Origin of the sequence: Streptomyces sp. NPDC048434 (assembly GCF_043200375.1) — a bacterium.
Lineage (GTDB): Bacteria > Actinomycetota > Actinomycetes > Streptomycetales > Streptomycetaceae > Streptomyces.
This window is the reverse complement of record NZ_JBICXQ010000024.1, coordinates 32595-57461: the sequence shown is the minus strand read 5'-3', so window position 1 is coordinate 57461 and position 24867 is coordinate 32595. Positions and strand designations below refer to the sequence as shown.

Below are 24867 nucleotides of genomic sequence, written 5' to 3'. Positions count from 1 at the left end.
ATTGCCGCGGCGGTCGTCAGCGATGGACGGCGGACCCTTGTGCGACAAGGGGGGAGCGCCGGCCGGCATCAACGGCGGCCGGGTCGGCAGCGGCGCCCCGCACCGGCCCGCTTCTCAGACCGAGTCGTCCGCCAGCTCCGCCACACCCGTGATCCGGTGCAGCGGGTAGGTACGGACCTCGTCGGAGGTGTGGTCGTAGGCCGTCACAAAGCCGCCTTCGACGCGTACGGGCGCGATGACGCGCTGGCTGGCGGCACCGTCGGCGTTGACGTAGCCGATCCACAGGGCGGAGTGGGTCAGGACCGCGGCCTGCATGGTGGCGAGGGTCTCGGACGAGGTGGTGCGGGGGAGGGCGCCGGGGGCCGGAGCGGGAGCGTGGACGGGCTTGCGTTCCGCGGTGGCGGCGAGGTCGCCGGCCCGGATGGCACGGACCGCCGCGGCGAGCAGGGTGGGGTCGGGGGACGGCGGGCCGTCCGGCACCGGGGCGGGCGCGGTGCGCGGCGGGGTGCGGTGGGTGTCGGCGCGGGCGATCAGCACGTCACCGGCGGCGGACTCGGCGGCCGGGGCGTAGCCCATCGCCCGGAGCCCGTCGAGGAGTTGGTCGGGGGAGGTCTGGGCGGCGAGCACGGTCGGGGCGAGCCGGCGCAGCCGCAGGGGCGCGGCGCGGCGGTCGGCGAGGATCTCGGAGAGCAGCGCGTCGTCGTCACAGCGGACGTAGGCGGTGGCCGCGCCGATCCGCAGCCGGCCGTGCTTACGGGCCACATCGTCGATGAGGTAGGCGAGTGGCTGGGGGACCGGGGTGCGGGAGTGGGTGGTGAGGAATTCCTGCAGCTCGGCGGCGGAGCGTCCGGCGTCCAGGGCACGGCGTACGGAGGAGGGGGTGAAGCGGTAGACCGTCGCGCCGCCCTTGGACTCGATGTCGGCGAGTACGCCGAGCGCCTCGGCGAGCGGGCGGTGCAGCGGCCCGGGGGCGACGGCGGTCAGGTCCGCCTGGAGGAGGACGTGGTCGACGGGTGCGGGGAGCAGCGGGGCGAGGAGGGCGGCGGCGCGGGTCGCGGCGGCGTCGGTGTCCCCGGGGGTGGGGGCAGCGGCGGCCTGCGAGGAGCTGTCGATGAGGGCGCGGCCGTGGGCGGAGAGTGCGCCACGGCCGGTCACGCCCAGCAACTCGGCCTCGGTCAGGGTCCCTTGGGCGAGGCGCGAGCGGAGGTCGTCGCCGGGCGCGGAAGCGGAACCGGCCGGGCCGGGCAGGTGTGCGGCGCCGTCGACGGCGGCCGGCGCCCGGCCCGCGGCCGGTGCCGGAACCTGGCCGGCGGCAGCGCCGCTGCGCAGCGGACGCTCCCACCGCAGCCGGGACAGGACCGCCGTCGCCGGTACGGAGGCGCCGGACGGCAGGGTGGCGAGGAGGGCGAGGGCGCGGCGGCGGACCTCGGGGGCCGGGGAGCGGTCGAGGTGCGGGCCGAGGGCGGCCAGTGCGCGGCCCTTGGCGTCGGCGGTGCCGACGACACCCGGGGTGCGGGTCGCGGAGAGCCAGCCGGCCGCCAGCTGGGCCCAGCGCTCGTGGTCGGGCAGCTGCAGCCACTCCTCGGCGGCCGGTGTGGCCGCGAACCGCTCGTCGGCCTCGCCGTCGGAGGCGATCAGCCCGGCCGCGTAGGCGAGTTCGAGCCAGAAGGCGGCGAGCGGCTCGGTGGTGTCCAGGGCGGCGGCGGTCCGCTTGAGGTCGCGCACGCTCATACCGCCGGCGCGCAGGACGGCAGGACCGCCCAGGTCCCACTCCTTGAGCAGCTCCTCGACGGTCGCCAGCGCGGTGAACGCCTGGCTTGCGGCGGCGTTGTCCACAAGCTGTGGATCGCGTTCCGTGGTGGGGGAGAGCGCGGGCGGGACCGGCTCGGGGGTGTGATGTGCGCGCCCGGCGCGCAGATGGAGCGCCGCTTCCCGCGGCAGTACGACATTGCGGGCGCCCGCCGGGATCAGCAGGCCCCGGTCCAGCAGCCACAGCAGATGCGGGGCCGGCCGCTCGGTGACCCCGCCGTACGGCGGCCCCCACAGCAGCTTGTCGAGGACGGCGACGGACTCGGCGGGCGCGGTGTCGAGCAGCGCCGCCATCCGGACGCGGTCGGAGAAGAGCCCGGTGAGCGCGGCCGCCGCGGTGACCGGATCGTGGGTGGCGGGCAGCCCGGCCGCGGCGAGGATGTCCTGCAGCCGCCCCGGCGACATACCGGACATGGCCTCGGCGACGGTCGGGCCCAGGCCGGTCGGCGACGGATGCGTGGCGCTGGGGCTGAGCAGCTCACGGGCCGTACGCACCAGCCGCAGCCGGTCGTCCGGGCCCCACACCAGCGCCTGCGCCCGCAGCTCCGCCACCGCCCGGGGCAGCTCCGCGGCGACCGCCGCGTCCCCGGCGTCCCCGGCCATCAGCGCACCCAGCGTGTCGTACGGGCACGGGTCGGGCGCCACCGCCAGCGCCTCGGCGGCCTGCAGCACGAACCGGTCGAGCCGCTCCACCGCGCGGACGACCGACGCCCGCGTCCCGGCCCGGGTGGCGAGCTGGGTGACATCGCCCGGCACCGGATTGAGCAGGTCGGGCCGTGCCCGCAGCAGCCCGATCAGCCCGCTGTCGGCGCGGGTCCTGAGCTCCTCGGCGAGGGTGCGGGGTGTACCGGTCATTCGTCCTACGTTAGCGGGGTGGGGCGGGACGGGGGACCGAGCGGCGGCATGCCGTCCACGGAGCGCCGCCGCGCCACGCCTGCGCCACCCCGCCCCGACCCCCGCGGCCTCCGGCCCGGCGGCCGGCCGAAGGGGTACCGTCGGGGCAGCAACCAGCGGACGCCGCAGGGGATTTCGTGGGGATCGAGAGCGATCAGCTCGTCTATGACTATCTGAGCCGGGTGGGCGACCTGGCCCAGCAGCGGGGACTGCCCGCCGCCACGCGGATGCGGCTGGTCACCGGGCTCCGGGCGGAAATAGACGGACAGCAAGCAGATTCGGTATCCGGTGTGAAGCGGCTGCTGGCGCGGCTGGGGACACCGGAGGCGGTGGTCGCGGCCGCGGGGAGCACGGACGACCGGGTGCCGGGGGCTTCCTGGGGCGGCCCGGCGACGCGGCAGGGGCCGGATGCCGGGAGTGCCCCCGAAGCGGGGCCCGCCGTGCCGGTCGGCCGGTCGCCCGCGCAGCCGTCGCAGCCCGCTGAGCCACCACGCCCGTGGACCGCCGCGCGCGAGAAGCTCACCGGTCTCGCCTGGCGCGGCGGGCTGACGGGCAAGCCGCCCGCGAACGGCAAGGACGCCCCGCACGGCACGGTGCCCGCCCCGCGCGACGGGGGGCCGGACACCGCGCCGTCCGTCGGTCTGCCGCCGCATCTGGCCGGCTCGGACGAACTGGGCGACGCCGGTGACGCGCCCGACTGGTGGCGGGTGGAGCCGGCGCCGTTCGGGCCGGGGGAGACCGTGCCGGGGTTCGTCGGCGGGATCGAGATCCCGGAGATATGGGACCGGCCGAAGAGCGACCCCCTCTCGTTGAAGAAGGATGGCGCCGAGGAGGACGAGGAGCCGGGCGCCGAGGAGGACGGCGCGGCGCCGGCGGCACGTCCGCTGCGACGGCTGGTCCGGCGGGCGCTCGGCCGGCGGCGCGGGGCCGGGGCGGCGCCCGCGGCCGAAGCCGGGGAGGACATCGTGGCGGCGCCGGTCCGGGCGCCGCTCAGCCCGGTGCTGGCGCTGGCCGTGGTCCTGCTGGTGGCCGGTGCGGCGCTGGGGTCGTGGCTCGCGCTCGCGGGCGGCTGGGGGCTCGCCTACGTATCGCGGCGGCTGAGCCGGGCCGAGGCCAAGTTCGCGGCGCTCGGCGTGCCGGGGACCGTCGTCGGCGCTCTGGTGGTGTGGCTGTGGGGCCGGTTCGACGGGCGCTGGGGCGAGCCGATCGCGCAGGGGCGGCTGGGGCAGGAGATGCTCGACGGGCTGCCCGGAGTGGTGCGGGCGGCGGCGGTCGCCTCGGCGCTGTTCCTGGTGTGGCGGATGCGGCGGGTGCCGCGGTGAGGGGGCGGGGTCAGGGGCCTTTCCGGCCGGGGATGCCGCCGCAGGCACAATGGCAGGCATGGCTGCGCACTCCCTCACGGTCGGCTTCGACCTCGACATGACGCTGATCGACTCCCGCCCCGGTATCAAGGCCGCGTATCAGGAGCTCTCGGCCAGGACCGGCACCTTCGTCGACGCCGACCTCGCGGTGACCCGGCTGGGGCCCCCGCTGGAGCAGGAGATCGGCCAGTGGTTCCCCGAGGAGCGGGTGGCGGAGATCGCCGGCCTCTACCGCGAGCTGTATCCGGAGTACGCGGTCGCGGCGTCGCCCGCCCTGCCCGGCGCCCGCGAGGCCCTTGCCGCGGTGCATGCGGCGGGCGGCCGGGTGATCGTGGTGACGGCGAAGTACGAGCCCAACGCCAAGCTGCACCTGGAACACCTCGGCCTCGACGTGGACGCCCTCTGCGGCACCCTGTGGGCGGAGGGCAAGGCCGAGGCGCTGCGCAAGCACCACGCCCAGGTCTACGTCGGCGATCACCTCGGTGACGTCGTGGGGGCGCACACCGCGGGCGCGCTGTCCGTCGCGGTCGCCACCGGCCCGTGCGATGCCACGGAGTTGCGCAACGCCGGTGCCGAGGTGGTGCTCGCGGACCTGACGGAGTTTCCGTCCTGGCTGGAGCGCTATGTGGCGGAGGGCGCGGACGGGGGCGACGGCGCCGCCACCTGAGGGCGCCGAGCGGTGGCGGAACGGATCACTCCGGCTGCGGCGATGAGGAAACCGAGCCCCATCAGCATGCACAGCCAGTAGAAGACGGACGGCAGCGGTTCGGTCCCGAGGAACAGCGGCGTCACCGTGGCGAGAGTGGCCGCTGCGCCAACTAGGAACATGATCGCGCCGATTCGGACCAGCAGATCCCCGGCCTGGGGAGTTTCGTCAGACACCTGACCAGGGTAAGTCCGGGCCAGAAGCACTGAGGATCCACCCGGCGGCGTCTTGTCACCGGCCTTGGGACCATTAGCCTTGGTGACGGCGGGTCCTGCGGCCCGCTGCACTGCTCTCCAGCCCCTCTTCCGCTCTCGGCTCCGCCGGGCGGGAGACCCCCCAGCCCGCAGTTTCCGCAGTAGACCCGGCCCAAGTTTTTTCCAACGAGTACGAGGACGAGGACAGACGTGCCTACCGGCAAGGTCAAGTGGTTCAACAGTGAGAAGGGCTTCGGCTTTCTCTCCCGCGATGACGGCGGTGACGTCTTCGTGCACTCGTCGGTGCTGCCCGACGGCGTAGCCGCACTCAAGCCTGGCCAGCGCGTCGAATTCGGCGTCGTCGCGGGCCAGCGCGGCGACCAGGCGCTGACCGTGACGCTCCTCGACCCCGCACCCTCGGTGGCCGCGGCGCAACGCCGCAAGCCCGATGAACTCGCCTCGATCGTCCAGGACCTGACCACGCTCCTGGAGAACGTCACCCAGCAACTGGAGCGCGGCCGCTACCCGGACAAGGTGCACGGCGCGAAGATCGCCGGCATGCTGCGCGCCGTCGCCGACCAACTGGACGTCTGAGCACGCCTGCCCGTGGGCGGCCGCAACAGCCGTCACACGCGGCACACCTCATACGAAACTCAACGCATCGCGGCCGAGGGGCGGAACCAGCCCCTCGGCCGCGGCGCGGGTGAGCAGCCCGCGCACCGCGGCATAGCCGTCCTCGCCGAGGTCGGCGGTGAACTCGTTGACGTACAGCCCGATGTGCTGGTCGGCGACCCTCGGATCCATCTCCTGGGCGTGCTCCAGGACGTACGGCCGGGAGGCCTCGGGATCGTCCCAGGCCATCAGCACGGAGCTGCGGACCGCCGCCGCGAGGTCGCGCAACGCCCGTTCACCCAGCGACCGCTTGGCGATGATCGCGCCGAGCGGGATCGGCAGGCCGGTGGTGAGCTCCCAGTGCTCGCCCATGTCGGCCAGGCACACCAGGCCGTAGTTCTGGTACGTGAAGCGCGCCTCGTGAATGACCAGGCCCGCATCGACCTTGCCGTCGCGTACGGCCGGCATGATCTCGTGGAACGGCAGCACCACGATCTCCCCGACCCCGCCCGGCACCTCGGCCGCCGCCCACAGCCGGAACAGCAGATACGCGGTGGACCGCTCACTGGGCACCGCGACCGTCTTGCCCGCCAGATCCGCCGCCGGGCCCTGCTCCCTGGTCAGCACCAGCGGCCCGCAGCCGCGCCCCAGTGCCCCGCCGCAGGGCAGCAGCGCATAGTCCTTGAGCACCCACGGCAGCACCGCGTACGACACCTTCAGCACATCGAACTCACCGCGCTCGGCCATGCCGTTGGTGAGGTCGATATCGGCGAAGGTGACCGCCAGCTCCGGCGCGTCCGGGACGCGGCCGTGCGCCAGCGCATCGAAGACGAAGGTGTCGTTCGGGCACGGCGAGTACGCGATGTTCAGCGGCCGGGTCACGGGGTCCTCCTCAGGGATGGTGCGGTTCCGGAGCCGGTCCGGTGGCGGCCGTCAGGGCTCCGGGAAGCGTACGGAAGGCACCGGTCAGGGCGGTGAGCGCGGCGCCGATCCGCCAGGCGCCGCGGTCGCGGGGGCCGACGGCGTTGGAGACCGTACGGATCTCCAGCACCGGCACACCGTGTGCGGCGGCCGCCTCGGCGACCCCGAAGCCCTCCATCGCCTCGGCCAGCACGCCCGGGTGACGCGCCGCCAGCTCGGCGGTGCGGGCCGCGCTGCCGGTGACCGTGGAGACGGTCACGACGGTGCCTGCCGCCGCACCGGCCGCCGCGGCGACGGCCTTGACCAGCGCAGGGTCGGGCCGGTGCGCCACCGTCCCGAAGCCGAGTTCGGTGACCGGGGTGAAGCCGTCGGGGGTTTCGGCGCCCAGGTCGGCCGCGACGATCGCGTCAGCGACCACCACGGAGCCCAGCGGTGCGCCGGGTGCGAAGCCGCCGCCGATACCGGCCGAGACGACCAGGTCGTACGGCGCTCCGGCGAGTGTGGCGGCGGTCAGCGCGGTGGCCGTGCCGGCGGCCGCGGCGGCCGGACCGACACCGGCGGCCAGCACATCGAGCGCCACCGGCGCACCCGCCGCACGGCGCAGCGCGTACCCGCCGGGCAGTGCCGTCTCGTCGCAGGGCCCCGCCGCGGCAGCCACCGCGTCGCGCTCGGCGGCCACCGCCGTGACGACCAGGACCCGCATCGGCCGGCCCTCCCGCCCTAGTCCTTCTGCTTCAGGGTGAAGTGCCACAGGGTCTTGGGACCGTCGCTGCCGCTCAGCTCCGCGACCTGGAGGGTGACGTCCTTGGAGTAGGAGGTCTGGCCGGTCTGCGGGTTCTGCTGCATGAACAGGGTGTCCGCGTCGAAGCTGCGGTACGTCTGCTTGCTGGGCTCGCGCATGACCGGGCCGGCGCCGATGACGATCCAGCCGGACTTGGCGACCTCCGGGTCGACGCCGACGCGCACCTTCTCGCCGGGGTGGACGGTGATCGTCTTGCCGCCCTTCTTGGTGATGCAGGCGGTGACGGCCTTCTTGGAGAGAACCTTGCCGTCGCCGTCGCAGCCGGGGGTCGCCTCGGCCTGCACCGCCGTCGAACCGACGGTCACGGTCGCGAGCGACGTCGGCTTCTCGCAGGCGGAGAGGGTGAGGAGACCCAGGGACACGGCACCGATGGCGGCAGCGGCACGGCGGCCCTTGCCCCAGGAGATCAACGCAACGGTCATACGGGCAGGCTATCTGGCGCCCCGGCTCACACCACGCCCGGGTACGGCGTGCCGCGTTGCCCGTCGGGTGTCAGGCCACCCGGGGGGTCGATGTACCGCCCCGCCGGGCCGCGCCCAGCAGTCCGCGTACGGCCAGCACCACGCCCAGTGCCACCAGTCCGGAGGCCACCGCCATCCCCACCGTGCCGATCAGCGGCAGACAAATGCCGATCGCGCCGCCCACCACCCACGACATCTGCAGCGCCGTCTCGGACCGGGCGAACGCGGAGGTGCGCACCTCCTCCGGCACATCGCGCTGGATCATCGCGTCCAGCGACAGCTTCGCCAGCGCCTGGCACAGCCCCGCCGTGGCCGCCGCCGCGGGCACCACGACCACCGCCATCACCGGGTAGAACACCGCCGCCAGCACCGTCGCGCACAGCGCCAGCCCCAGCATCGCCGCGATGATCGGCTCCGGCCCGCGGGCCTTCAGCCAGGCGCCGACCGCCGTCCCCAGCGCGTTTCCGGTACCGGCCGCCACCACCACCAGCCCCAGCGAGGCCGCCGCGCCCAGCCCGCCCAGCGGATGCTCGCGCAGCATGAACGCCAGGAAGAACGTCAGGAACCCGGAGAGCGCCCGCAGACAGGCATTGGCCTGCAGACCGTGCAGCACCGACGGCCCGACCGTACGCAGCCCCGGCTTCCGCTGTCCGCCCGCCGACCGGGCCGACGCCTCCCGGGACGCCAGCCGGGCCCGGCGCTCGCCCTTCGCGGAGTCGACCTTGTGTGGCAGGGAGAACGACAGGAAGGTCCCGGCGGCGAACACCACACACGCCCCGTACAGCGGCCACCCCGGCCCGAGCAGCTGCAGCCCGGCACCCATCGGCGCCGCCACCCCGGTCGCCAGCAGCCCCGCGAGCGTCACCCGCGAGTTGGCCTTGACCAGCGAAATCCGCGGTGGCAGCAGCCGCGGCACCACCGCGCTGCGGACCACGCCGTACGCCTTCGACGCCACCAGCACCCCCAGCGCCGCCGGATACAGCTGCAGCCCGCCGGTCGCCACCGCCCCCGACATCGTCAGCGCCAGCACCGCCCGCGCCAGCATCGCGCCCGCCATCGCCGCCCGGCGGCCGTGCGGCACCCGGTCCAGCAGCGGCCCGATCACCGGCGCGAGCAGGGCAAACGGCGCCATCGTCACCGCCAGATACAGCGCCACCCGGCCGCGCGCCTGGTCCGTCGGCACCGCGAAGAACACCGTCGAGGCCAGCGCGATGGTGATCATTACGTCGCCGGCGGAGTTCACCGCATGCAGCTCGATCAGCTTGCCCAGACCCGACTCGCCCGCGCCGTGTGCATGCGTGGCACGCCGCAGCCCCCGCGCCGCGCCGGTGAACGGTCTGTGCAGCGCACGGCCGACGACCCGGCCCGCCCGGCGGGCCCGGTTGTCCCCATACCCGCCTCGCGTCGAGGCGCGCGACACCTGTGACGACTTCCCTGAGGTCCTGGACACCCTCGACACCTTCGACGCCCTTGCGGCAGCCACCTGGTCATAGTGCCCCAACTCGCCCAGGAGAGGGCACTTTCTCCGCGCTCCCGCGCGAGGCGCAGCGGCCCGCAGTCGCTGCCGCTGACATTTGCCCTCCCACCGAGGGGTCGTACACCGTTGAAGGGGTAGCGTGTGTAGCGCGCCACCGGCGGTCGTTTTTGGCCGCGTGCCTCCTCGCGATCCCGCAGAATGGGACGTAAGAGGTGCGCTCGACCGAAACGACCGGGCGCGGACGTCGACGCGGTCCCCTGGTCCGCTCCGCCCGCCCCGGTACCGCCGGTCGTCCGGACAGGACAAGGACAGCTACGGCTGGCGCACTCGTGAGACGGCGTAGAAGAGAGAATCGATTCTTGTGAGTGCTGCGATGCGAAGCCGTACCCCTGACCGCCTGTGCGCCGAGGCGGTCGACCTTGCCCGGGAGGCGGCGGAGGAGGCCGCACTGCCCGGCATGGTCGGCGAGCACCTCGATGCGGTGGCCGACGGGGACCGCGTAGTCACCCACCTCTTCGCCTGCAACGAAGCCGGCTACCGGGGCTGGCGCTGGGCCGTGACGATCGCCAGGGCCTCCCGCGCCAAGATCGTCACGCTCGACGAGACGGTCCTGCTGCCCGGCCCCGACGCGCTGCTCGCACCGGAGTGGGTGCCGTGGAGCGAGCGGCTGCGACCCGGCGACATGGGCCCCGGCGATCTGCTGCCCACCGAGGCCGATGACCTGCGTCTGGAGCCCGGTTTCACCGGCGAGGACGCCCCGCCGCCGAACTCCCCGGTAGCCGAGGGCATGGCCGCCGACGTCGCCGACTCCGAGGAGGCGGACGTCGTCCCGGGGTCGCCCGCCATCCAGCCCGCCCCCGAGCGCGGCAGCATCGCGGCGGTCGCCGAGGAGCTGGGCATGCGCCGGGCCCGGGTGCTGTCCCGCTACGGCCTGCACTCCGCCGCCGACCGCTGGGAAGATGCCTTCGGAGCCAAGACCCCCATGGCCCAAGCGGCCCCCGCCACCTGCGCGACCTGCGGCTTCCTCACCCCGCTCCCCGGCTCCCTGGGCCAGGCCTTCGGTGTCTGCGCCAATGAGTTCTCCCCGGCGGACGGGCGGGTCGTCTCCCTCGCGTACGGGTGCGGTGCGCACTCCGAGGCCGCCGTCATGCCGAAACCGCCGCGGCCGGCCGCGCCGGTTGTCGACGAGACGGTGGTCGAGCCGTTGTCGCTGCGTCCGGAGCGGGATGGGGGGTCGGTCGAGGAGACCGGGCCCGCCGAGGAGCTCGGCCACAGCTAGGGGCCTGGGCCCCTGGCCCCACTGGTTTTCTGCGGCGTCGTTTCGCCTTTCGTTGTTCGCCTCCGGCGGGGTCGCCTCCGGCGGGGTCGCCTCCGGCGGGGGTGGTGGTTGGGCGGGGGCCGGGTGTCGCCTCCGGCGAGGGTGGTGGTTGGGCGGGGGCCGCTTGCTGTCCGTGGTGGGTGCCGGTGGCGGGCCTCCGGGGGTGGGTGTGCGGACTGCTGCGCTTTACGTCCGCACACCCACCCCCTCCGGCCCACCACCTCACGTCCGGTACGGCGTCGCCCGCCCGGTGGGGGTGGAGCGTTCAGGACGGGCGGGCCCGATACCTCCGCTTGGTACGACGACACCCTCCAGGTGGGGAGAAGATTCAGGGCAGGCAGGTCCACCACCTCACGCCCAGTACGGCGACACCCGCCCGGTGGGGGAAGGGGATTCAGGACGGGCAGGCCTCACCGGCCACCTGACGCCTGGGACGGCCGCAGGTGCCCGGTGAGAGAGAAGGGGTCAGGACAGGCTGGGCCACCACCTCACGCCCGATACGGCGATACCCGCCCAGTGGGGGTGGGTTCAGGCCGGGCAGGTCCAGCGCGGCGGGCGTGATCGGCCAAGAGCCAGGCTCAGGGCACGGCCCACACGGCCCGCACAGCCGACACTGTCCGCTCGGTGCGGCGGGATCAGGCCGGCGACGTCCGAGGTGCGGGAAGCACGGCCGAGACACGGAAGCCTCCGGCCTCCGTCGGGCCCGAGACGAACACGCCGCCGAGGGCTGTCACTCGCTCCCGCATTCCCACCAGGCCGTTGCCGCCGCTCGGCAGGCCCGCATCGGCCGCGCCGCCGTCGCAGGGGCCGTTCTCCACCTGGACGGCGAGCTCGCCGTCCCGATGCGCCAGCCGCACCCGCGCGCGGGCGCCCGGCGCATGCTTGTGCACATTCGTGAGCGCCTCCTGGACCACGCGGTACACGGTCCGCTCCACCCGCGGCGCATACCGGCGCCCGGCCTCGGCTGCCGTCTCCTGTTCAGCGGCCCCGTCCACCATCAGCTCGACCACCATCCCGGCCGCCCGGGACTGTCCCACCAGATCCGCCAGCTCCGTCAGACACGGCCCCTCGGAATCCGCGTCCCCCACCCCGGGCTCCGACACCGCCGCCGCGGAAACGGAGCGACCGGCCGGCGAGGACCCCGCCGAAGCCCCGTCCGCGGACGGCTCCGACGGCCGCGCCTGCACCGTCGCCTTCGCCCCGGCCTGCGAGGCCACCGCCGCCAGCCGCTCCGGCGCACCCGACGCCGCGGCGCCACGCCCCGCCGCCCCCTCGGCCGTACGCAACACCCCCAGCATCTCCCGCAGCTCCGTCAGCGCCTGGCGTCCCATGTCGCCGACCAGCCCCGCGTTCTTCGACGCCTTCTCCGGGTCCTTCAACGCCACCGCCTGGAGCGCGGCCGCATGCACCACCATCAGACTCACCCGGTGCGCGACCACATCGTGCATCTCCCGCGCGATCCGGGTCCGCTCCTCATTACGGGCCCACTCGGCCCGCTCCTCGGCCCGGTCCGCCAGCAGCGACAGCTCACGCTCCAGACCGTCCGCCCGCTCCCGCAGGCTCTCCACGAGCCGCCGCCGGGCCGCGATGTACAACCCCCACAGCACCGGCGGGGCCGTCAGCACCAGCCCCACCGCAAGCGCCATCAGCGGAACGAACCACATCGGCGGACGGAAGTCCTGCTGCGCCGCCACGTCCTCCCGCAAGCTGAGGAACGTCGTCACCAGCGTCCCCACCACTGTCATGCCCGCCAGCAACGCCGTGATCCGGCGCGGCACATCCGACGCGGCGAGCGTGTACAGCCCCACCACGCTCAGCAGCCCGCCCATCTCCGCGGGCATCACCGCGATCGAGACCAGCACCACCACCACGGGCCACCGCCGGCGCACCAGCAGCACCGGCCCCGCCAGCAGGCCGAGCAATATCCCCAGTAGTTCGGGCAGCTGCGCCTCGTGCGCGAAATTGGTGCCCTCCCACACGCACTCCAATGCGGAAGCCGCCGCCAGAAACACATCCAGCACCGCACTCCGCCGCCGGGCCCACCACCACGGCCCATCCACCGGCGCACCCCGCGCGCCCACACCTTCACTTGCCCCCGTCGCGGTCATACCGCCCAGCCTACGGGCGCCCGCCCTTGATCCCCCGCCCCAATACGGTCACAGACCAGACCCATTACCAGCCCTTACCACTGGTTATCCCTCGAACTGTTGAATCGCCCACATTTTCGCCTCTTCCGCAGGCATGAGCACGGCACTCTGTTCCCATGCCGAACACCCGTCGGGACCACCCCGACTACGAGGCGTTACGCCCCCAGGCCGTCGCCCTGCGCCGCGCCGGCCTCAGCCGCCGCCAGATCCGCGACCGCCTCCACGTCCACAACAACGACATCCTCAACCGCCTCCTCGAAGGCGCACCCGTCCCCGACCGGACCCGCCGTCCGAATGCCAAGGACGACCTCCGCGAGCGGGCCCGCGCCCTGCGGAAGGAAGGCAGGACCTACGACGAGATCCAGGTCGAACTGGGCTGCTCGAAGAGTTCGATCTCCCTGTGGGTACGGGACCTGCCGAAGCCGGCGCCGCGCACCCCCGAGGAGGCCTCGGCCATCGCCCGGCGCGGCTGGGAGGCCACACTCAAGCGGCGTGACGAGGAGCGGCGGCAAACGAAGCAGCACGCGACGAGCGAAATCGGCGAACTCACCGACCGGGAACTGTTCCTGATCGGCGTCGGCCTGTACTGGTCAGAGGGCAGCAAGAGCAAGCCGTACCGCCTCAGCGAACGTGCCACCTTCATCAACAGCGACCCCGACATGATCCGTGTCTACCTCGCATGGCTCCGCCTGCTGGGCGTGAGCAGTGAGCGGCTGCGGTTCCATGTACACATCCACGAGTCCGCCGACATAGGGGCCGCGGAGCGGTTCTGGGCGGATCTGACGGGCGCCGACCCGTCAGCCTTCGGCAAGACCACTCTCAAGAAGCACAACCCCAAGACCGTCCGCAAGAACGTCGAAGAGGACTACCACGGCTGCCTCATGATCCGCGTTTCGCAAAGCGCGGAGCTATACCGTCGCATCGAAGGCTGGTGGTACGGCATAGTGTTGGGTGCTGAGCGATCAGCCTGACAGAGTGTCCGGTTTGATCCTCTTTATCATCCCCCGTGGTGTAATGGGCAACACTGTCGGTTTTGGTCCGACCATTAGAGGTTCGAGTCCTCTCGGGGGAGCCCACATTCACCAGGCAAATTTCGGGTCCTGACTACCAAGTCAGGACCCGCCCGCGTTTCGGCTGCTATACGCACCGGTATCCTTCGGGTGACCACCACCCGAAGTAGCCAAGAAGCCGAAGGGCATCCCCGTGAGCGCCAACCGCCCGGCAGCCGTCGTCGTTCTCGCAGCGGGTGAGGGCACCCGCATGAAGTCGGCGACCCCGAAGGTCCTGCACGCCCTCTGTGGCCGCTCCCTCGTCGGACATGTCGTCGCCGCCTCCCGAGAGCTGGATCCCGAGCATCTCGTCGTGGTCGTCGGCCATGCCCGTGAGCAGGTGCAGGCGCATCTCTCCGAGGTCGACCCCGCCGTGCGCACCGCCGTGCAGCACGAGCAGAAGGGCACCGGCCACGCGGTCCGTACGGCCCTGGAAGAGCTGAGCAACAGCGGTGTCGCCCTCGACGGCACCGTCATCGTCGTCTGTGGTGACACCCCGCTGCTGACCGGCGAGACCCTCCGGCTGCTCAGTGACACGCATGCGGCGGACGGCAATGCCGTGACCGTTCTTTCCGCCGAGGTCCCGGACTCCACGGGCTATGGGCGCATCGTGCGCGAGGCGGGCACCGGCGCGGTGACCGCGATCGTCGAGCACAAGGACGCCACCGCGGGGCAGCGCGCGATCCGCGAGATCAACTCGGGGGTCTTCGCCTTTGATGCGCGGCTGCTCGTGGACGCGCTCGGCAAGGTGCGTACGGACAACAGCCAGGGTGAGGAGTACCTGACCGATGTGCTGGGGATCGTGCGGGAGGCCGGGCACCGGGTCGGTGCGGCGGTGTCTGCCGATCACCGGGAGATTCTGGGGATCAACAACCGTGTGCAGCTGGCGCAGGCGCGCCGGCTGCTGAACGACCGGCTGCTGGAGCAGGCGATGCTGGCCGGTGTGACGGTGGTGGATCCGGCGTCGACGTGGGTGGATGTGTCGGTGACGTTCGAGCCGGATGCGACGGTCCACCCGGGCACGCAGCTGCTGGGTGCCACGCATATCGCCACCGGTGCCGAGGTGGGTCCGCATTCGCGGTTGGCGGATACGTCGGTGGGTGTGGGTGCGGTGGCGTCGTTCACGGTGGCCGAGGGTGCGCGTATCGGTGCGGGCGCGAGCGTGGGGCCTTATGCGTATCTGCGGCCGGGGACGGATCTCGGGCCGAAGGCGAAGGCCGGTACGTACGTGGAGATGAAGAACGCGTCGATCGGCGAGGGCACGAAGGTGCCGCATCTTTCGTATGTGGGAGATGCGACGATCGGTGAGTTCACCAATATCGGTGCGGCGAGTGTCTTTGTGAACTACGACGGTGAGGCGAAGCACCACACGACCGTCGGGTCGCATTGCAAAACGGGGTCGGACAACATGTTTGTGGCTCCGGTCACGGTCGGGGACGGCGCTTATACGGCGGCCGGCTCGGTCATCACCAAGGATGTGCCCCCGGGTTCGCTGGCGGTCGCGCGTGGCCAGCAGCGGAATATCGAGGGTTGGGTCGCGCGTAAGCGGCCAGGAAGCGCCGCCGCGCAGGCGGCTTCGGCTGCTCGCCAGGGTTCCGAGGGCGAGCGGTGATCGTGCAAGGGGTGCGCCGTGCGGGGCGTACCGTGATGAACGCACGCAAACTGTGATTCGAGGAGATTTGCTGTGACCGGGATCAAGACGACCGGCGAGAAGAAGCTGATGCTCTTCTCCGGCCGCGCTCACCCCGAGCTGGCGGAGGAGGTCGCGCATCAGCTGGGTGTGGGCCTGGTCCCGACGAAGGCTTTCGACTTCGCCAACGGTGAGATCTATGTCCGTTATCAGGAGTCGGCGCGTGGCGCGGATTGCTTTTTGATTCAGAGCCACACGGCTCCGATCAATAAGTGGATCATGGAGCAGCTCATCATGATCGATGCGCTGAAGCGGGCTTCGGCGCGGAGCATCACGGTGGTCGTGCCGTTCTACGGTTATGCCCGTCAGGACAAGAAGCACCGTGGCCGTGAGCCGATTTCGGCGCGGCTGATCGCGGATTTGATGAAGACCGCGGGTGCGCACCGTGTGGTGACCGTGGATCTGCACACGGACCAGATCATGGGCTTCTTCGACGGTCCTGTGGATCATCTTTTTGCGCTGCCGGTCCTTGCGGACTATGTCGGCGCGAAGGTGGACCGCGACAAGCTGACGGTGGTGTCGCCGGACGCCGGCCGGGTGCGGGTCGCGGACCGTTGGTGTGACCGTCTGGGTGCGCCGCTGGCGATTGTGCACAAGCGGCGTGACAAGGACGTGGCGAACCAGGTCACCGTGCACGAGGTCGTCGGTGATGTGAAGGACCGGGTGTGTGTCCTGGTCGACGACATGATCGACACCGGTGGCACGATCTGCGCGGCGGCGGATGCGCTGTTCGCGAATGGTGCGGCGGATGTGATCGTGACGGCGACGCACGGTGTGCTGTCGGGTCCGGCGGCTGACCGGCTGAAGAATTCGAAGGTGAGCGAGTTCGTGTTCACGAATACGCTGCCGACGCCTTCCGAGCTGGAGCTGGACAAGATCACGGTGCTGTCGATGGCGCCGACGATCGCCCGCGCGCTGCGTGAGGTGTTCGAGGACGGCTCGGTGACGAGCCTCTTCGAGGAGCAGTGAGGGAAGGGTCTCGGGCGGACCTGTGAGGTAGTCCGGGGCTGATCGACTTTGGGGCGGCCTTCCGGCCGGGTAGACTCATGGAGTTGCTCGGCGAGGGAGGCCGCCCTTTTGTGGTGGCTGTCCGTTATCGACGCGCTCTTCGTAGCAGGTCTGTCGTGGGCCGGGTGACGCCCACCAGATGTTTCTGAGATACGAGGAGTGCTGTTATGGCTGAGGTCAAGCTCGAGGCCCAGGTTCGTACCGACTTCGGTAAGGGTGCCGCCCGCCGTGCGCGCCGCGCCGACCTGGTTCCCGCGGTGATTTACGGTCACGGTGCCGAGCCGCAGCACGTGGCGATCCACAACCACGCGCTGATGATGGCCCTGAAGACGCCGAACGCCCTGCTCCGTCTGGAGTTCGACGGCAAGAGCGCGCTGGTCATCCCCAAGGCCGTGCAGCGTGAGGCGATCCGCCAGTTCCTGGTGCACGTGGACTTCCTGGCCGTGAAGAAGGGCGAGAAGGTCTCCGTCGAGGTGCCGATCCACGTCGAGGGCGACCTGGCCCCGGGCCAGCACGTCCTGGAGCACGTGCTGAACTCGCTGCCGATCGAGGCCGAGGCCACCCACATTCCGGAGTCGGTCACGATTTCCGTCGAGGGCCTGGACGCGGGCGCTTCGGTGCTGGCCAAGGACATCGCTCTGCCGTCGGGTTCCTCGCTGGACGTGGACGGGGACGCGGTCGTGCTGCAGGTTGTCGCGGCGCAGGCCGAGGCTCCGGCCGAAGAGGGTGCCGAGGGTGAGGGCGAAGAGGGCGCCGAGGCCTGAGTCGCTTTGCGCTGAGGCGGGTTCTCAGCGAGTGGTCCAGCCGCTGCCGCGCGCCTTTGGGCGCGGGGTGGCGGTTGGGCTGTTTCATGGGCAGTTGCGGTCGGGGCCGGCGAGGTGTTGCCGGCGGATGTGGGAGTGGCTGAGATGGCGGACGCTGATCCGTGGCTGGTGATGGGGCTGGGGAATCCGGGCCCGGAGTATGCGCGTAATCGCCACAATGTGGGCTTCATGGTGGCGGATTTGCTGGCGGAGCGGATGGGGGGCCGTTTCAAGGCGCACAAGGCGCGGGCGCAGGTGGTGGAGGGGCGTTGTGGTGCGCCGGGTCCGTCGAGTCGTCGTGTGGTGGTCGCGAAGCCGTTGTCTTTCATGAATCTGTCGGGTGGGCCGACGACGGCGTTGCGGGATTTCCACAAGGTGCCGGTCGGCAACATCATTGCGATTCATGATGAGTTGGATATCGATTACGGTGCGTTGCGGCTGAAGCTGGGTGGCGGTGACAACGGTCACAACGGTTTGAAGTCGATCACGAAGTCGCTGGGTGCGGAGTATCACCGGGTGCGGTTCGGGATCGGGCGTCCGCCGGGTCGTATGCAGGTGGCGGATTTCGTGCTGAAGGATTTCTCTTCGGCGGAGCGGCGCGAGCTGGATTACTTCGTGGACCGTGCGGCGGATGCGGTGGAGACGCTGATCGTGGACGGTTTGGAACGGGCGCAGAGTACGTACAACTCCTGAATGGGACAGCGGGGGTCAGGCTCTGACGAACCGTTGTCCGAGGTTGACCGGGTGCGGGTTATGGCCAAGGATCGCCGCCATGTCCACAAGCAGTACGCGCACCAGTTCGGTCAGACGCAGTCGTACCCGGCGGGCCGGGGAGAGCGCCTATGGGGCGCTGCTTCTCGTCCGGGTCGGGTTGATGGGTCTGCTGGCGTTGCTTCTGTTGGTGGCTGGGGTGTGGACGTCGTGGCACACGGCGCAGTACGCGATGCTCGTCAAGGCGCGGGAGCGCGGAATGATGACGGTGTCGGCGTGTGAGGGTGAGCGGTGCACCGGCTCGTATGCGCCGACGGGTGGCGACGGCCGGCCCCTGGCGAAGGTGACGATCGCGCAGGCTGCGGCGCCGGACAAGGGTGAGCGGGTCGAGGTGACGGTCGAGCCGGGTACGACGCATGCGGTGCGGACCGGGACGGCCGGGATATTGCATGCGTGGGTGCCGTTCGCGGGATCGTTGCTGCTGGCGGCGCTGGTGGTGGCCGGGGGGATGCGGCTGCGGCGTACGGCGTGGGTGATGGGGTTGTTGGGGGCGGTGTTGTTGGGCGCGGCGTTCGCGGCGCTGTAGGGCAGATAGGGCAGCGGCCCGTCCTCTTCGGTGAGAGGACGGGCCGCTGCCGTGTGCGGGGGTGGGGTCAGCCGGTGTTGCGCAGTCCGGCGGCGACGCCGTTGACGGTGAGCAGCAGGGCCCGGGCGAGGACCGGGTCCGGCTCCTCGCCGCGCTCGGCGGCGCTGCGCTGGCGGTGCAGCAGCGAGACCTGGAGGTAGGAGATCGGGTCGAGGTAGGCGTCGCGGATGTGGAAGGTCTGCCTGAGGACGGCGTTGGAGTCGAGGAGTTCGGTCTCTCCGGTGACGCGCAGGACCTCGGCGACGGTGAGCTCGTGTTCGGCCTTGATGACGTCGAAGACATGCTTGAGGTGGTCGGGCACGAGGGTGTCGACGTAGTGCTGGGCGATCCGCAGGTCGGTCTTGGCCAGCGTCATGGTGACGTTGGACAGGAAGTTGCGGAAGAAGTGCCAGTGCTCCTGCATCTCGTCGAGGACGCTGTCGAGTCCGGCTTCCCGGGCGGCCTTGAGGCCGGTGCCGACGCCGTACCAGCCGGGGACGATCTGGCGGGACTGGGTCCAGCCGAAGACCCAGGGGATGGCGCGCAGTCCGTCGAGGCCGGCGCCGGAGTCGGGGCGGCGCGACGGGCGCGAGCCCAGGTGGAGCTCGGCGAGCTGGTCGACGGGCGTGGAGGCGAAGAAGTACGCGGGCAGGTCGGGGTCTTCGACGAGCCGGCGGTAGGAGCCGTGGGCCGCCTCGGAGACGGTTTCCATGGCGGCGTCCCAGCGGGCCAGGGCCTCGTCGGACTGCCGGGGGGCGGTGTGCAGGGCGGAGGCCTGGAGCGTGGCGGCGACCGTCAGCTCCAGGTTTTCCCGTGCCAGCGACGGCACGAGGTACTTGTCGGAGATGACCTCGCCCTGTTCGGTGACCTTGATCTCGCCTTCGAGGGTCCCGTAGGGCTGGGCGAGGATCGCGTCGTGGGAGGGGCCGCCGCCGCGGCCGACGGTGCCGCCGCGGCCGTGGAAGAGGCGCAGCCGTACGCCGTGCCGGTGGGCGACGTCACGCAGCAGGCGCTGGGCGCGGTGGATCTCCCACTGTGAGGTGGTGATGCCGCCGAACTTGGAGGAGTCGGAGTAGCCGAGCATGACCTCCTGGACGTCGCCGCGCAGGGCGACCAGGCGCCGGTAGGAGGGGTCGGCGAGCATCTCGTCGAGCAGCTGGTCAGCGATCTTCAGCTCGTCGGTGGTCTCCAGCAGCGGCACGATGCCGATCTTGGCCCAGCCGGCGTGCAGGTCGATCAGCCCGGCCTCGCGGGCGAGGACGGTGGCCGCGAAGACGTCGTCCGAGCCCTGGCACATGGAGATGATGTAGGACTCGACGACCTCGGGGCCGAAGGTCTCCTTGGCCTTGAGGATGGTGCGGAAGACGCCGAGCGTCTTGGCGCCGGCCTCGTCGAGCGGGGCCGGGGTGGGGGCCAGCGGGCGGCGGGAGCGCAGTTCCTTGGCGAGGAGCTTGCGGCGGTAGTCGCGCGGCATGTCCACGTACCGCCAGGATTCTTCGCCGAGGCGGTCGAAGAGCTGGCCGAGCGCGTGGTGGTGGGCGTCGGCGTGCTCGCGGATGTCCATGGTGGCGAGCTGCAAGCCGAAGGCGGCGACGGTGCGCAGGGTGCGCTCCAGGCGGCCGTCGGCCACCAGACCGCCGCGGTGTTCGCGCAGCGAGGTCTGGATGAGGGCGAGGTCGTCGAGGAGCTCCGTGGTGCCGAGGTAGTCGCGGCCGGGGACGTGTGGGGTGTCGCCGGCGAGGCGTTCGCGGGTGTTGACGAGCTTCTGCCGGATGCAGGTCGCCTTGAGCCGGTAGGGCTCCTCGCTGTTCAGCCGCTTGTAGCGGGGGCTGATCTCCGGGAGGAGGTCGAGGTCGCGCTGGAGGGATTCCAGCAGCTCGTCGGTGGCGCCGCAGTTGCGGATGGAGTTGGACAGGGCGCCGCGCAGCTCGTCGATGTGCTCCAGGGCGTCGGTGATGCCGTGCTCGTGCTGGAGGAGCAGGACGTCCCAGGTCACCTGGGGGGTGACGTTGGGGTTGCCGTCGCGGTCGCCGCCGATCCAAGTGCCGAAGGTGAGCGGGCGGGTGCCGGCGGGCAGCTCGGTGCCGGCCCGCTCCAGCTCGGCGGCCAGGTCTTCGAGGACGTCGCCGACCGCGCCGCGCCCCAGCTCGTCGAGGTAGTAGATGGCGTTGCGGGCCTCGTCGGTCGGCTCGGGGCGGGCGACGCGCAGCTCGTCCGTCTGCCAGATGAGGTCGATGTTCTCGGCCAGGCGGAGGTCGGCGCGGCGGCGCTCGGGGTCGGCGCTGTCCAGCAGCTCGGCGACCTTGCGGAGCTTGGTGAGGACGGAGCGCCGGGCGGCCTCGGTGGGGTGCGCGGTGAAGACGGGGCGCACACCGAGGTGGCGGGCGGTCTCCCGCAGATGCTCGGGGTCGGCGTCCTTGAGCATGTCGGCGGTGCGGGCGAGGATGCCGCCCTCGGCGGCGCGCTTGGCGCCCAGCTCACGGCCGCGGTGGACCTGCTCGCTGACGTTGGCGAGGTGGAAGTACGTGGAGAAGGCGCGCACCAGCTTGGCGGCGGTCGCCAGGTCGGTGTCGCCCAGGAGCCGGGCCGCGGCCTCGCCGTCGGAGCGGGTCAGGGCGCGAACCCGCTCGACGAGGTCGAGGAGGTCCTGGCCTTCCTGTCGGACGAGGGTTTCGCCGAGGAGGTCGCCGAGACGGCGGATGTCGGCGCGCAGGGCGACGTTGTCGCTCCGGCCGGGGTCCAGGCTCTCGACGGGCGCGATCTCGGCTGGAGTGTTGTCGGCACGGCTCACAGGTGCGGCTCCTTGCAGCGATCAGGGGCGTCGTACCGCGGCTCGTGGAGGGGTGCCGGCGGGCGACGGGTGGGCAGGTCTGATGCGGGCGGGTTGCGGACCGCGCTGTCCGACGTCCCCAGGATAGGTCTGCCCAGTGTCAGCGGATCACACCGTCCGCTGGGTGGGCATCTGCGTCGCAGGTGGGAGGTGTGGCGCCTGTCACGGCCTTGCCCGTGGCGGCGGCACTGCCATACTTACGAGACCGTAGGTTACGGTCCCGTAGCCGTAGCCGTGCCCCCGAGCCCCCCGACGAGGGACACCATGACCGCTGGTCCTGAAGCCGTAGAAGATCCCCCGATTCCTGCCGATTCGTCCGTCGGGCCCGCCGGCGCCCCGTCTTCGTCCGCGACGCTGGGCGGCGAGCAGCGCCGGTCGGTCGAACAGATCACCCTCCTGCTCTTCATCACCGTCCCGTTCGTGGCGCTGGTCGCCGCGGTCCCGCTGGCCTGGGGCTGGGGGGTGAGCTGGCTGGATCTGGCGCTGATGGTGGCGATGTACTACATCGGCTGCCATGGCATCACGATCGGCTTCCACCGCTACTTCACGCATGGTTCGTTCAAGGCGAAGCGGCCGCTGCGGATCGCGTTGGCGATCATGGGGTCGATGGCCGTCGAGGGCCCGCTGGTGCGCTGGGTGGCGGATCACCGCAAGCACCACAAGTTCTCCGACGCCGAGGGCGACCCGCACTCCCCGTGGCGCTTCGGCGAGACGGTGCCGGCCCTGACGAAGGGCCTGTGGTGGGCGCACATCGGCTGGATGTTCGACGAGGAGCAGACCTCGCAGCAGAAGTACGCACCGGACCTGATCAGGGACGATGCGATCCGTACGATCTCCCGCCAGTTCGTCCTGTGGACAACGGTGTCGCTGATGATCCCGCCACTGGTGGGCGGTCTGGTGACCTGGTCCTGGCAGGGTGCGCTGACCGCCTTCTTCTGGGGTTCCCTGGTCCGCGTCGCGCTGCTGCATCACGTCACGTGGTCGATCAACTCCATCTGCCATGCGGTGGGCAAGCGCCCCTTCAAGTCCCGCGACCGCTCCGGGAACGTGTGGTGGCTGGCCGTGCTGTCCTGCGGCGAGTCCTGGCACAACCTGCACCACGCGGACCCCACCTCTGCCCGGCACGGTGTGATGAAGGGGCAGCTGGACTCCAGCGCCCGGCTGATCCGCTGGTTCGAGAAGGCGGGCTGGGCGTATGACGTCCGGTGGCCGGACGCGTCCCGTATCGATGCCCGACGCGCGGAGGTGGCCACCGGGGGTACCTCCCGCCGGTAGGCGGGGAAGGCATGATTGACGGGTGGCGATCGACAACAGCAGCGCGAGCAACAGCAAGGGCAAGCCCTCCTCGGCCGCGGCGGGCACGCGGCGGGCCCGCAGGGTCCGGATGACGGGTGCGGAGCGCCGGGAGCAGCTGCTGGACATCGGTCGCACGCTCTTTGCCGAGCGGGGCTACGAGGGCACCTCGGTGGAGGAGATCGCGGCGAAGGCCGGGGTGTCCAAGCCGGTGGTCTACGAGCACTTCGGCGGCAAGGAGGGCCTGTACGCGGTGGTCGTGGACCGCGAGATGCGGCAGCTGCTGGACATGGTGACCGGCGCGCTGACCGCCGGACACCCCCGCGAACTCCTCGAACAGGCGGCGTTCGCGCTCCTCGACTACATCGAGACGTTCACCGACGGTTTCCGCATTCTGGTCCGCGACTCCCCGGTGGCCCAGTCGACGGGCACCTTCGCCTCCCTCATCAGCGATATCGCCACGCAGGTCGAGGACATCCTGGGCCTGGAATTCAAGGCCCGCGGTTTCGACCCGAAGCTGGCTCCGCTCTATGCCCAGGCCCTGGTCGGCATGGTCGCGCTGACCGGCCAGTGGTGGGTGGACGCCCGTAAGCCCAAGAAGGCCGAGGTCGCGGCCCATCTGGTGAATCTGGCCTGGCACGGGCTGGGAAACCTGGAGGCGAAGCCGCGGTTGATAGGGCATCGCAAGAACTGAGGACGCGGGGCGGATCAACCCCTCGGCGAGCGCGGCCCCATCCCGTGGCTCTGCCGTCGGCGGGCCGCCGGACGGCCGCTCAGGTTCCGCGTCCCGCCGCCCCGGCTTCCCCGTTCCTCATTCCTCGGCCGCTCCCGCGGCCTCCAGGAATTCCAGCCGGTTGCCCACCGGGTCGACCGCGTAGAAGCGCCGGTGGCCCGGCAGATGGCCGTCCCAGGTGACAGTGGCGCCGGCCGCGGCCAGGCGGGCGGCGAGGGCGTCGATGCCGCGGACGCGGAGGCCGGGGTGGGCTTTCTTCGAGGGGCGGAAGTCCGCCTCGATACCCAGGTGGAGCCGGGCCGTACCGGCCTCGAACCAGCAGCCTCCGCGGGCCGCGAGCGCCGGGGGCTTCGGAATCTCCGCCATGCCGAGGAGATCCGCGTAGTAGGCGCGCAGGGCGTCTTCGGTACCGGGGGGTGCGGCGAGCTGGATGTGGTCGAGGCCGGTGATCACGGCGTGTTCACCTCGGAGGGGTCGAGTCGGAGCACAGCGGCGAACAGATGGGCACGGGGCGTCAGCCGGCCAGCGGTTTCCGGGCGATGGCGAAGATGCGGCGGAACGGGAAGACCGTGCCGTGCGGGCCGGTGGGGTAGGCCTTGCGGAGGGCGTCGCGGTATTCGGCGAGGAAGGCCTCGCGGGCGGCCGGGTCGTTCTCCAGGGCGGTCAGGACGGGGCGCAGGGCGGTGCCCTTGACCCAGTCGAGGACCGGGTCGTCGCCCTCCAGGAGCTGGACGTAGGTGGTTTCCCACACATCGGCGGCGCAGCCGAGGTCGGTGAGGCGTTCAAGGTAGTCGGCCGGTTCGAGGATATGGACGAAGCGGCGGCCGTGGGTGGTGAGCCGTTCGCGCCACTGGGGGGCGTCGCACAGCTCGCCGAGGAGGGCGTGGCTGGGTGAGGTGAAGTTGCCGGGGACCTGGAAGGCGAACGTGCCGCCGGGAACGAGGGCCTCGATCCAACGGGCGAAGGATTCCGGGTGGTTGGGGACCCATTGCAGTGCGGCGTTGGAGGCGATCAGGTCGTAGGTCTCCTCGGGCGCCCAGTCGGCGGCGTCGGCGAGGGCGAAGTCGAGATGGCCGCCGCCCGGGGTCGGGCCGGCGTGGTTCTCGGCTTCCTTGAGCATCTCGGGGGAGTTGTCGTATCCGGTGATGTGCGCATCGGGCCAGCGTGCGGCGAGCTGGGCGGTGACGTTTCCGGGACCGCAGCCGAGGTCGGCGATGCGGGCGGGGCGGTCCTGCCGGGGCAGGTCGGGTATCCGGGCGAGAAGGTCGTGGAAGGGACGGGTACGGTGCCCGGAGTGGCGGAGATATTGCTGCGGATCCCAGGTTGGTGCGTCATGCATGATCGAAACCCCTTTGCCGATGCAGGGCTGATACAAGGCTGGCACGGTCGGATTCGGGCCGTCTCGGCTGGAAACCGAGCCCCC

General features: G+C 71.6%; 22 protein-coding genes and 1 tRNA gene. 13 read left to right on the top strand and 10 right to left on the bottom strand.

Translation table 11 applies throughout. The features are described from left to right. Positions 1-114: 114 nt before the first annotated feature. Positions 115-2664: a helicase-associated domain-containing protein gene (locus ACGFWI_RS26475; RefSeq protein WP_393908525.1), complete on the bottom strand. Its 2550-nt coding sequence runs from the start codon at positions 2662-2664 to the stop codon at positions 115-117. A gap of 176 nt (positions 2665-2840) precedes the next feature. On the opposite strand from ACGFWI_RS26475, the gene ACGFWI_RS26470 reads away from it, so the two are divergent. Together ACGFWI_RS26470 and ACGFWI_RS26465 are read left to right on the top strand one after the other, a co-directional pair. Continuing rightward, positions 2841-4025 (top strand): hypothetical protein, encoded by a 1185-nt coding sequence (locus ACGFWI_RS26470; protein ID WP_393908524.1) that lies wholly within the window; start codon positions 2841-2843, stop codon positions 4023-4025. A 58-nt stretch (positions 4026-4083) separates the two neighbouring features. Next, the gene (locus ACGFWI_RS26465) at positions 4084-4731 is read left to right on the top strand and encodes an HAD family hydrolase (RefSeq protein ID WP_393908523.1); all 648 of its coding nucleotides are present in this window, start codon (positions 4084-4086) and stop codon (positions 4729-4731) included. Here ACGFWI_RS26465 and ACGFWI_RS26460 read toward each other — a convergent pair. Then, positions 4686-4946, bottom strand: a complete 261-nt coding sequence (locus ACGFWI_RS26460; RefSeq protein ID WP_393908522.1) for a hypothetical protein — start codon at positions 4944-4946, stop codon at positions 4686-4688. The genes ACGFWI_RS26465 and ACGFWI_RS26460 overlap by 46 nt on opposite strands. Before the next feature lie 228 nt (positions 4947-5174). On the opposite strand from ACGFWI_RS26460, the gene ACGFWI_RS26455 reads away from it, so the two are divergent. Beyond that, a complete protein-coding gene (locus ACGFWI_RS26455) occupies positions 5175-5558 on the top strand; it encodes a cold-shock protein (RefSeq protein ID WP_018089689.1) in 384 nt (127 codons plus the stop codon). A gap of 48 nt (positions 5559-5606) precedes the next feature. Here the strand turns inward: ACGFWI_RS26455 and ACGFWI_RS26450 are convergent, their stop codons facing one another. From ACGFWI_RS26450 to ACGFWI_RS26435, 4 genes are all read right to left on the bottom strand, one after another. Continuing rightward, on the bottom strand, positions 5607-6458 hold the full coding sequence (locus ACGFWI_RS26450) for a 1,4-dihydroxy-6-naphthoate synthase (RefSeq protein WP_393908521.1): 852 nt from the start codon (positions 6456-6458) through the stop codon (positions 5607-5609). A gap of 10 nt (positions 6459-6468) precedes the next feature. After that, positions 6469-7200 (bottom strand): futalosine hydrolase, encoded by a 732-nt coding sequence (locus tag ACGFWI_RS26445; protein ID WP_393908520.1) that lies wholly within the window; start codon positions 7198-7200, stop codon positions 6469-6471. Between the two features lie 17 nt (positions 7201-7217). Beyond that, positions 7218-7721: a hypothetical protein gene (locus ACGFWI_RS26440; protein WP_393908519.1), complete on the bottom strand. Its 504-nt coding sequence runs from the start codon at positions 7719-7721 to the stop codon at positions 7218-7220. Positions 7722-7791: 70 nt separating this feature from the next. Further along, positions 7792-9180: an MFS transporter gene (locus ACGFWI_RS26435; protein ID WP_393908605.1), complete on the bottom strand. Its 1389-nt coding sequence runs from the start codon at positions 9178-9180 to the stop codon at positions 7792-7794. A 430-nt stretch (positions 9181-9610) separates the two neighbouring features. Between ACGFWI_RS26435 and ACGFWI_RS26430 the strand changes: the two genes are divergently transcribed. After that, complete coding sequence (locus ACGFWI_RS26430) at positions 9611-10516, top strand: DUF3027 domain-containing protein (RefSeq protein WP_393908518.1); 906 nt, start codon at positions 9611-9613, stop codon at positions 10514-10516. A 674-nt stretch (positions 10517-11190) separates the two neighbouring features. On the opposite strand, the gene ACGFWI_RS26425 is transcribed toward ACGFWI_RS26430, so the two are convergent. Continuing rightward, positions 11191-12663 carry a sensor histidine kinase gene (locus tag ACGFWI_RS26425; RefSeq protein WP_393908517.1) on the bottom strand — a complete coding sequence of 491 codons (1473 nt, stop codon included), beginning with the start codon at positions 12661-12663 and terminating at the stop codon, positions 11191-11193. Positions 12664-12818: 155 nt separating this feature from the next. Here ACGFWI_RS26425 and ACGFWI_RS26420 point away from each other — a divergent pair, with 155 nt between their 5' ends. The 7 genes from ACGFWI_RS26420 to ACGFWI_RS26390 all read left to right on the top strand — a co-directional run bounded on the left by ACGFWI_RS26420 (position 12819) and on the right by ACGFWI_RS26390 (position 18549). Then, a complete protein-coding gene (locus tag ACGFWI_RS26420; RefSeq protein ID WP_393908516.1) occupies positions 12819-13673 on the top strand; it encodes a hypothetical protein in 855 nt (284 codons plus the stop codon). 29 nt (positions 13674-13702) lie between these two features. Further along, positions 13703-13774 (top strand) — tRNA-Gln (locus tag ACGFWI_RS26415). A 131-nt stretch (positions 13775-13905) separates the two neighbouring features. Further along, complete coding sequence (glmU, locus tag ACGFWI_RS26410; protein WP_393908515.1) at positions 13906-15363, top strand: bifunctional UDP-N-acetylglucosamine diphosphorylase/glucosamine-1-phosphate N-acetyltransferase GlmU; 1458 nt, start codon at positions 13906-13908, stop codon at positions 15361-15363. A 72-nt stretch (positions 15364-15435) separates the two neighbouring features. Further along, a complete protein-coding gene (locus tag ACGFWI_RS26405; RefSeq protein ID WP_393908514.1) occupies positions 15436-16410 on the top strand; it encodes a ribose-phosphate diphosphokinase in 975 nt (324 codons plus the stop codon). Positions 16411-16616: 206 nt separating this feature from the next. Then, positions 16617-17213, top strand: a complete 597-nt coding sequence (locus ACGFWI_RS26400; protein WP_393908513.1) for a 50S ribosomal protein L25/general stress protein Ctc — start codon at positions 16617-16619, stop codon at positions 17211-17213. 144 nt (positions 17214-17357) lie between these two features. After that, positions 17358-17945, top strand: coding sequence for an aminoacyl-tRNA hydrolase (gene pth, locus ACGFWI_RS26395; RefSeq protein WP_393908512.1), 588 nt, complete (start codon positions 17358-17360; stop codon positions 17943-17945). A gap of 79 nt (positions 17946-18024) precedes the next feature. Then, a complete protein-coding gene (locus ACGFWI_RS26390; protein ID WP_393908511.1) occupies positions 18025-18549 on the top strand; it encodes a hypothetical protein in 525 nt (174 codons plus the stop codon). A 67-nt stretch (positions 18550-18616) separates the two neighbouring features. Here ACGFWI_RS26390 and ppc read toward each other — a convergent pair whose 3' ends face one another. Further along, positions 18617-21331 (bottom strand): phosphoenolpyruvate carboxylase, encoded by a 2715-nt coding sequence (ppc, locus tag ACGFWI_RS26385; protein ID WP_393908604.1) that lies wholly within the window; start codon positions 21329-21331, stop codon positions 18617-18619. A gap of 351 nt (positions 21332-21682) precedes the next feature. Between ppc and ACGFWI_RS26380 the strand changes: the two genes are divergently transcribed. Together ACGFWI_RS26380 and ACGFWI_RS26375 are read left to right on the top strand one after the other, a co-directional pair. Next, positions 21683-22693, top strand: coding sequence for an acyl-CoA desaturase (locus ACGFWI_RS26380; RefSeq protein ID WP_393908510.1), 1011 nt, complete (start codon positions 21683-21685; stop codon positions 22691-22693). A 22-nt stretch (positions 22694-22715) separates the two neighbouring features. After that, entirely contained in the window at positions 22716-23405 is a 690-nt protein-coding gene (locus ACGFWI_RS26375; RefSeq protein ID WP_393908509.1) for a TetR family transcriptional regulator, read from the top strand. A 117-nt stretch (positions 23406-23522) separates the two neighbouring features. On the opposite strand, the gene ACGFWI_RS26370 is transcribed toward ACGFWI_RS26375, so the two are convergent. Together ACGFWI_RS26370 and ACGFWI_RS26365 are read right to left on the bottom strand one after the other, a co-directional pair. Beyond that, complete coding sequence (locus tag ACGFWI_RS26370) at positions 23523-23897, bottom strand: VOC family protein (RefSeq protein ID WP_393908508.1); 375 nt, start codon at positions 23895-23897, stop codon at positions 23523-23525. A 61-nt stretch (positions 23898-23958) separates the two neighbouring features. Continuing rightward, a complete protein-coding gene (locus ACGFWI_RS26365; protein ID WP_393908507.1) occupies positions 23959-24783 on the bottom strand; it encodes a trans-aconitate 2-methyltransferase in 825 nt (274 codons plus the stop codon). Positions 24784-24867 lie beyond the last annotated feature (84 nt).

Excerpts from the sequence above, each read along its gene's own strand:
- ACGFWI_RS26475 (WP_393908525.1), bottom strand. The coding sequence starts at position 2,664 with ATGACCGGTACACCCCGCACCCTCGCCGAGGAGCTCAGGACCCGCGCC.
- ACGFWI_RS26465 (WP_393908523.1), top strand. The coding sequence starts at position 4,084 with ATGGCTGCGCACTCCCTCACGGTCGGCTTCGACCTCGACATGACGCTG.
- ACGFWI_RS26445 (WP_393908520.1), bottom strand. The coding sequence starts at position 7,200 with ATGCGGGTCCTGGTCGTCACGGCGGTGGCCGCCGAGCGCGACGCGGTG.
- ACGFWI_RS26440 (WP_393908519.1), bottom strand. The coding sequence starts at position 7,721 with ATGACCGTTGCGTTGATCTCCTGGGGCAAGGGCCGCCGTGCCGCTGCC.
- ACGFWI_RS26430 (WP_393908518.1), top strand. The coding sequence starts at position 9,611 with ATGCGAAGCCGTACCCCTGACCGCCTGTGCGCCGAGGCGGTCGACCTT.
- ACGFWI_RS26425 (WP_393908517.1), bottom strand. The coding sequence starts at position 12,663 with ATGACCGCGACGGGGGCAAGTGAAGGTGTGGGCGCGCGGGGTGCGCCG.
- ACGFWI_RS26420 (WP_393908516.1), top strand. The coding sequence starts at position 12,819 with ATGCCGAACACCCGTCGGGACCACCCCGACTACGAGGCGTTACGCCCC.
- ACGFWI_RS26400 (WP_393908513.1), top strand. The coding sequence starts at position 16,617 with ATGGCTGAGGTCAAGCTCGAGGCCCAGGTTCGTACCGACTTCGGTAAG.
- pth (WP_393908512.1), top strand. The coding sequence starts at position 17,358 with ATGGCGGACGCTGATCCGTGGCTGGTGATGGGGCTGGGGAATCCGGGC.
- ACGFWI_RS26390 (WP_393908511.1), top strand. The coding sequence starts at position 18,025 with ATGTCCACAAGCAGTACGCGCACCAGTTCGGTCAGACGCAGTCGTACC.
- ACGFWI_RS26380 (WP_393908510.1), top strand. The coding sequence starts at position 21,683 with ATGACCGCTGGTCCTGAAGCCGTAGAAGATCCCCCGATTCCTGCCGAT.
- ACGFWI_RS26365 (WP_393908507.1), bottom strand. The coding sequence starts at position 24,783 with ATGCATGACGCACCAACCTGGGATCCGCAGCAATATCTCCGCCACTCC.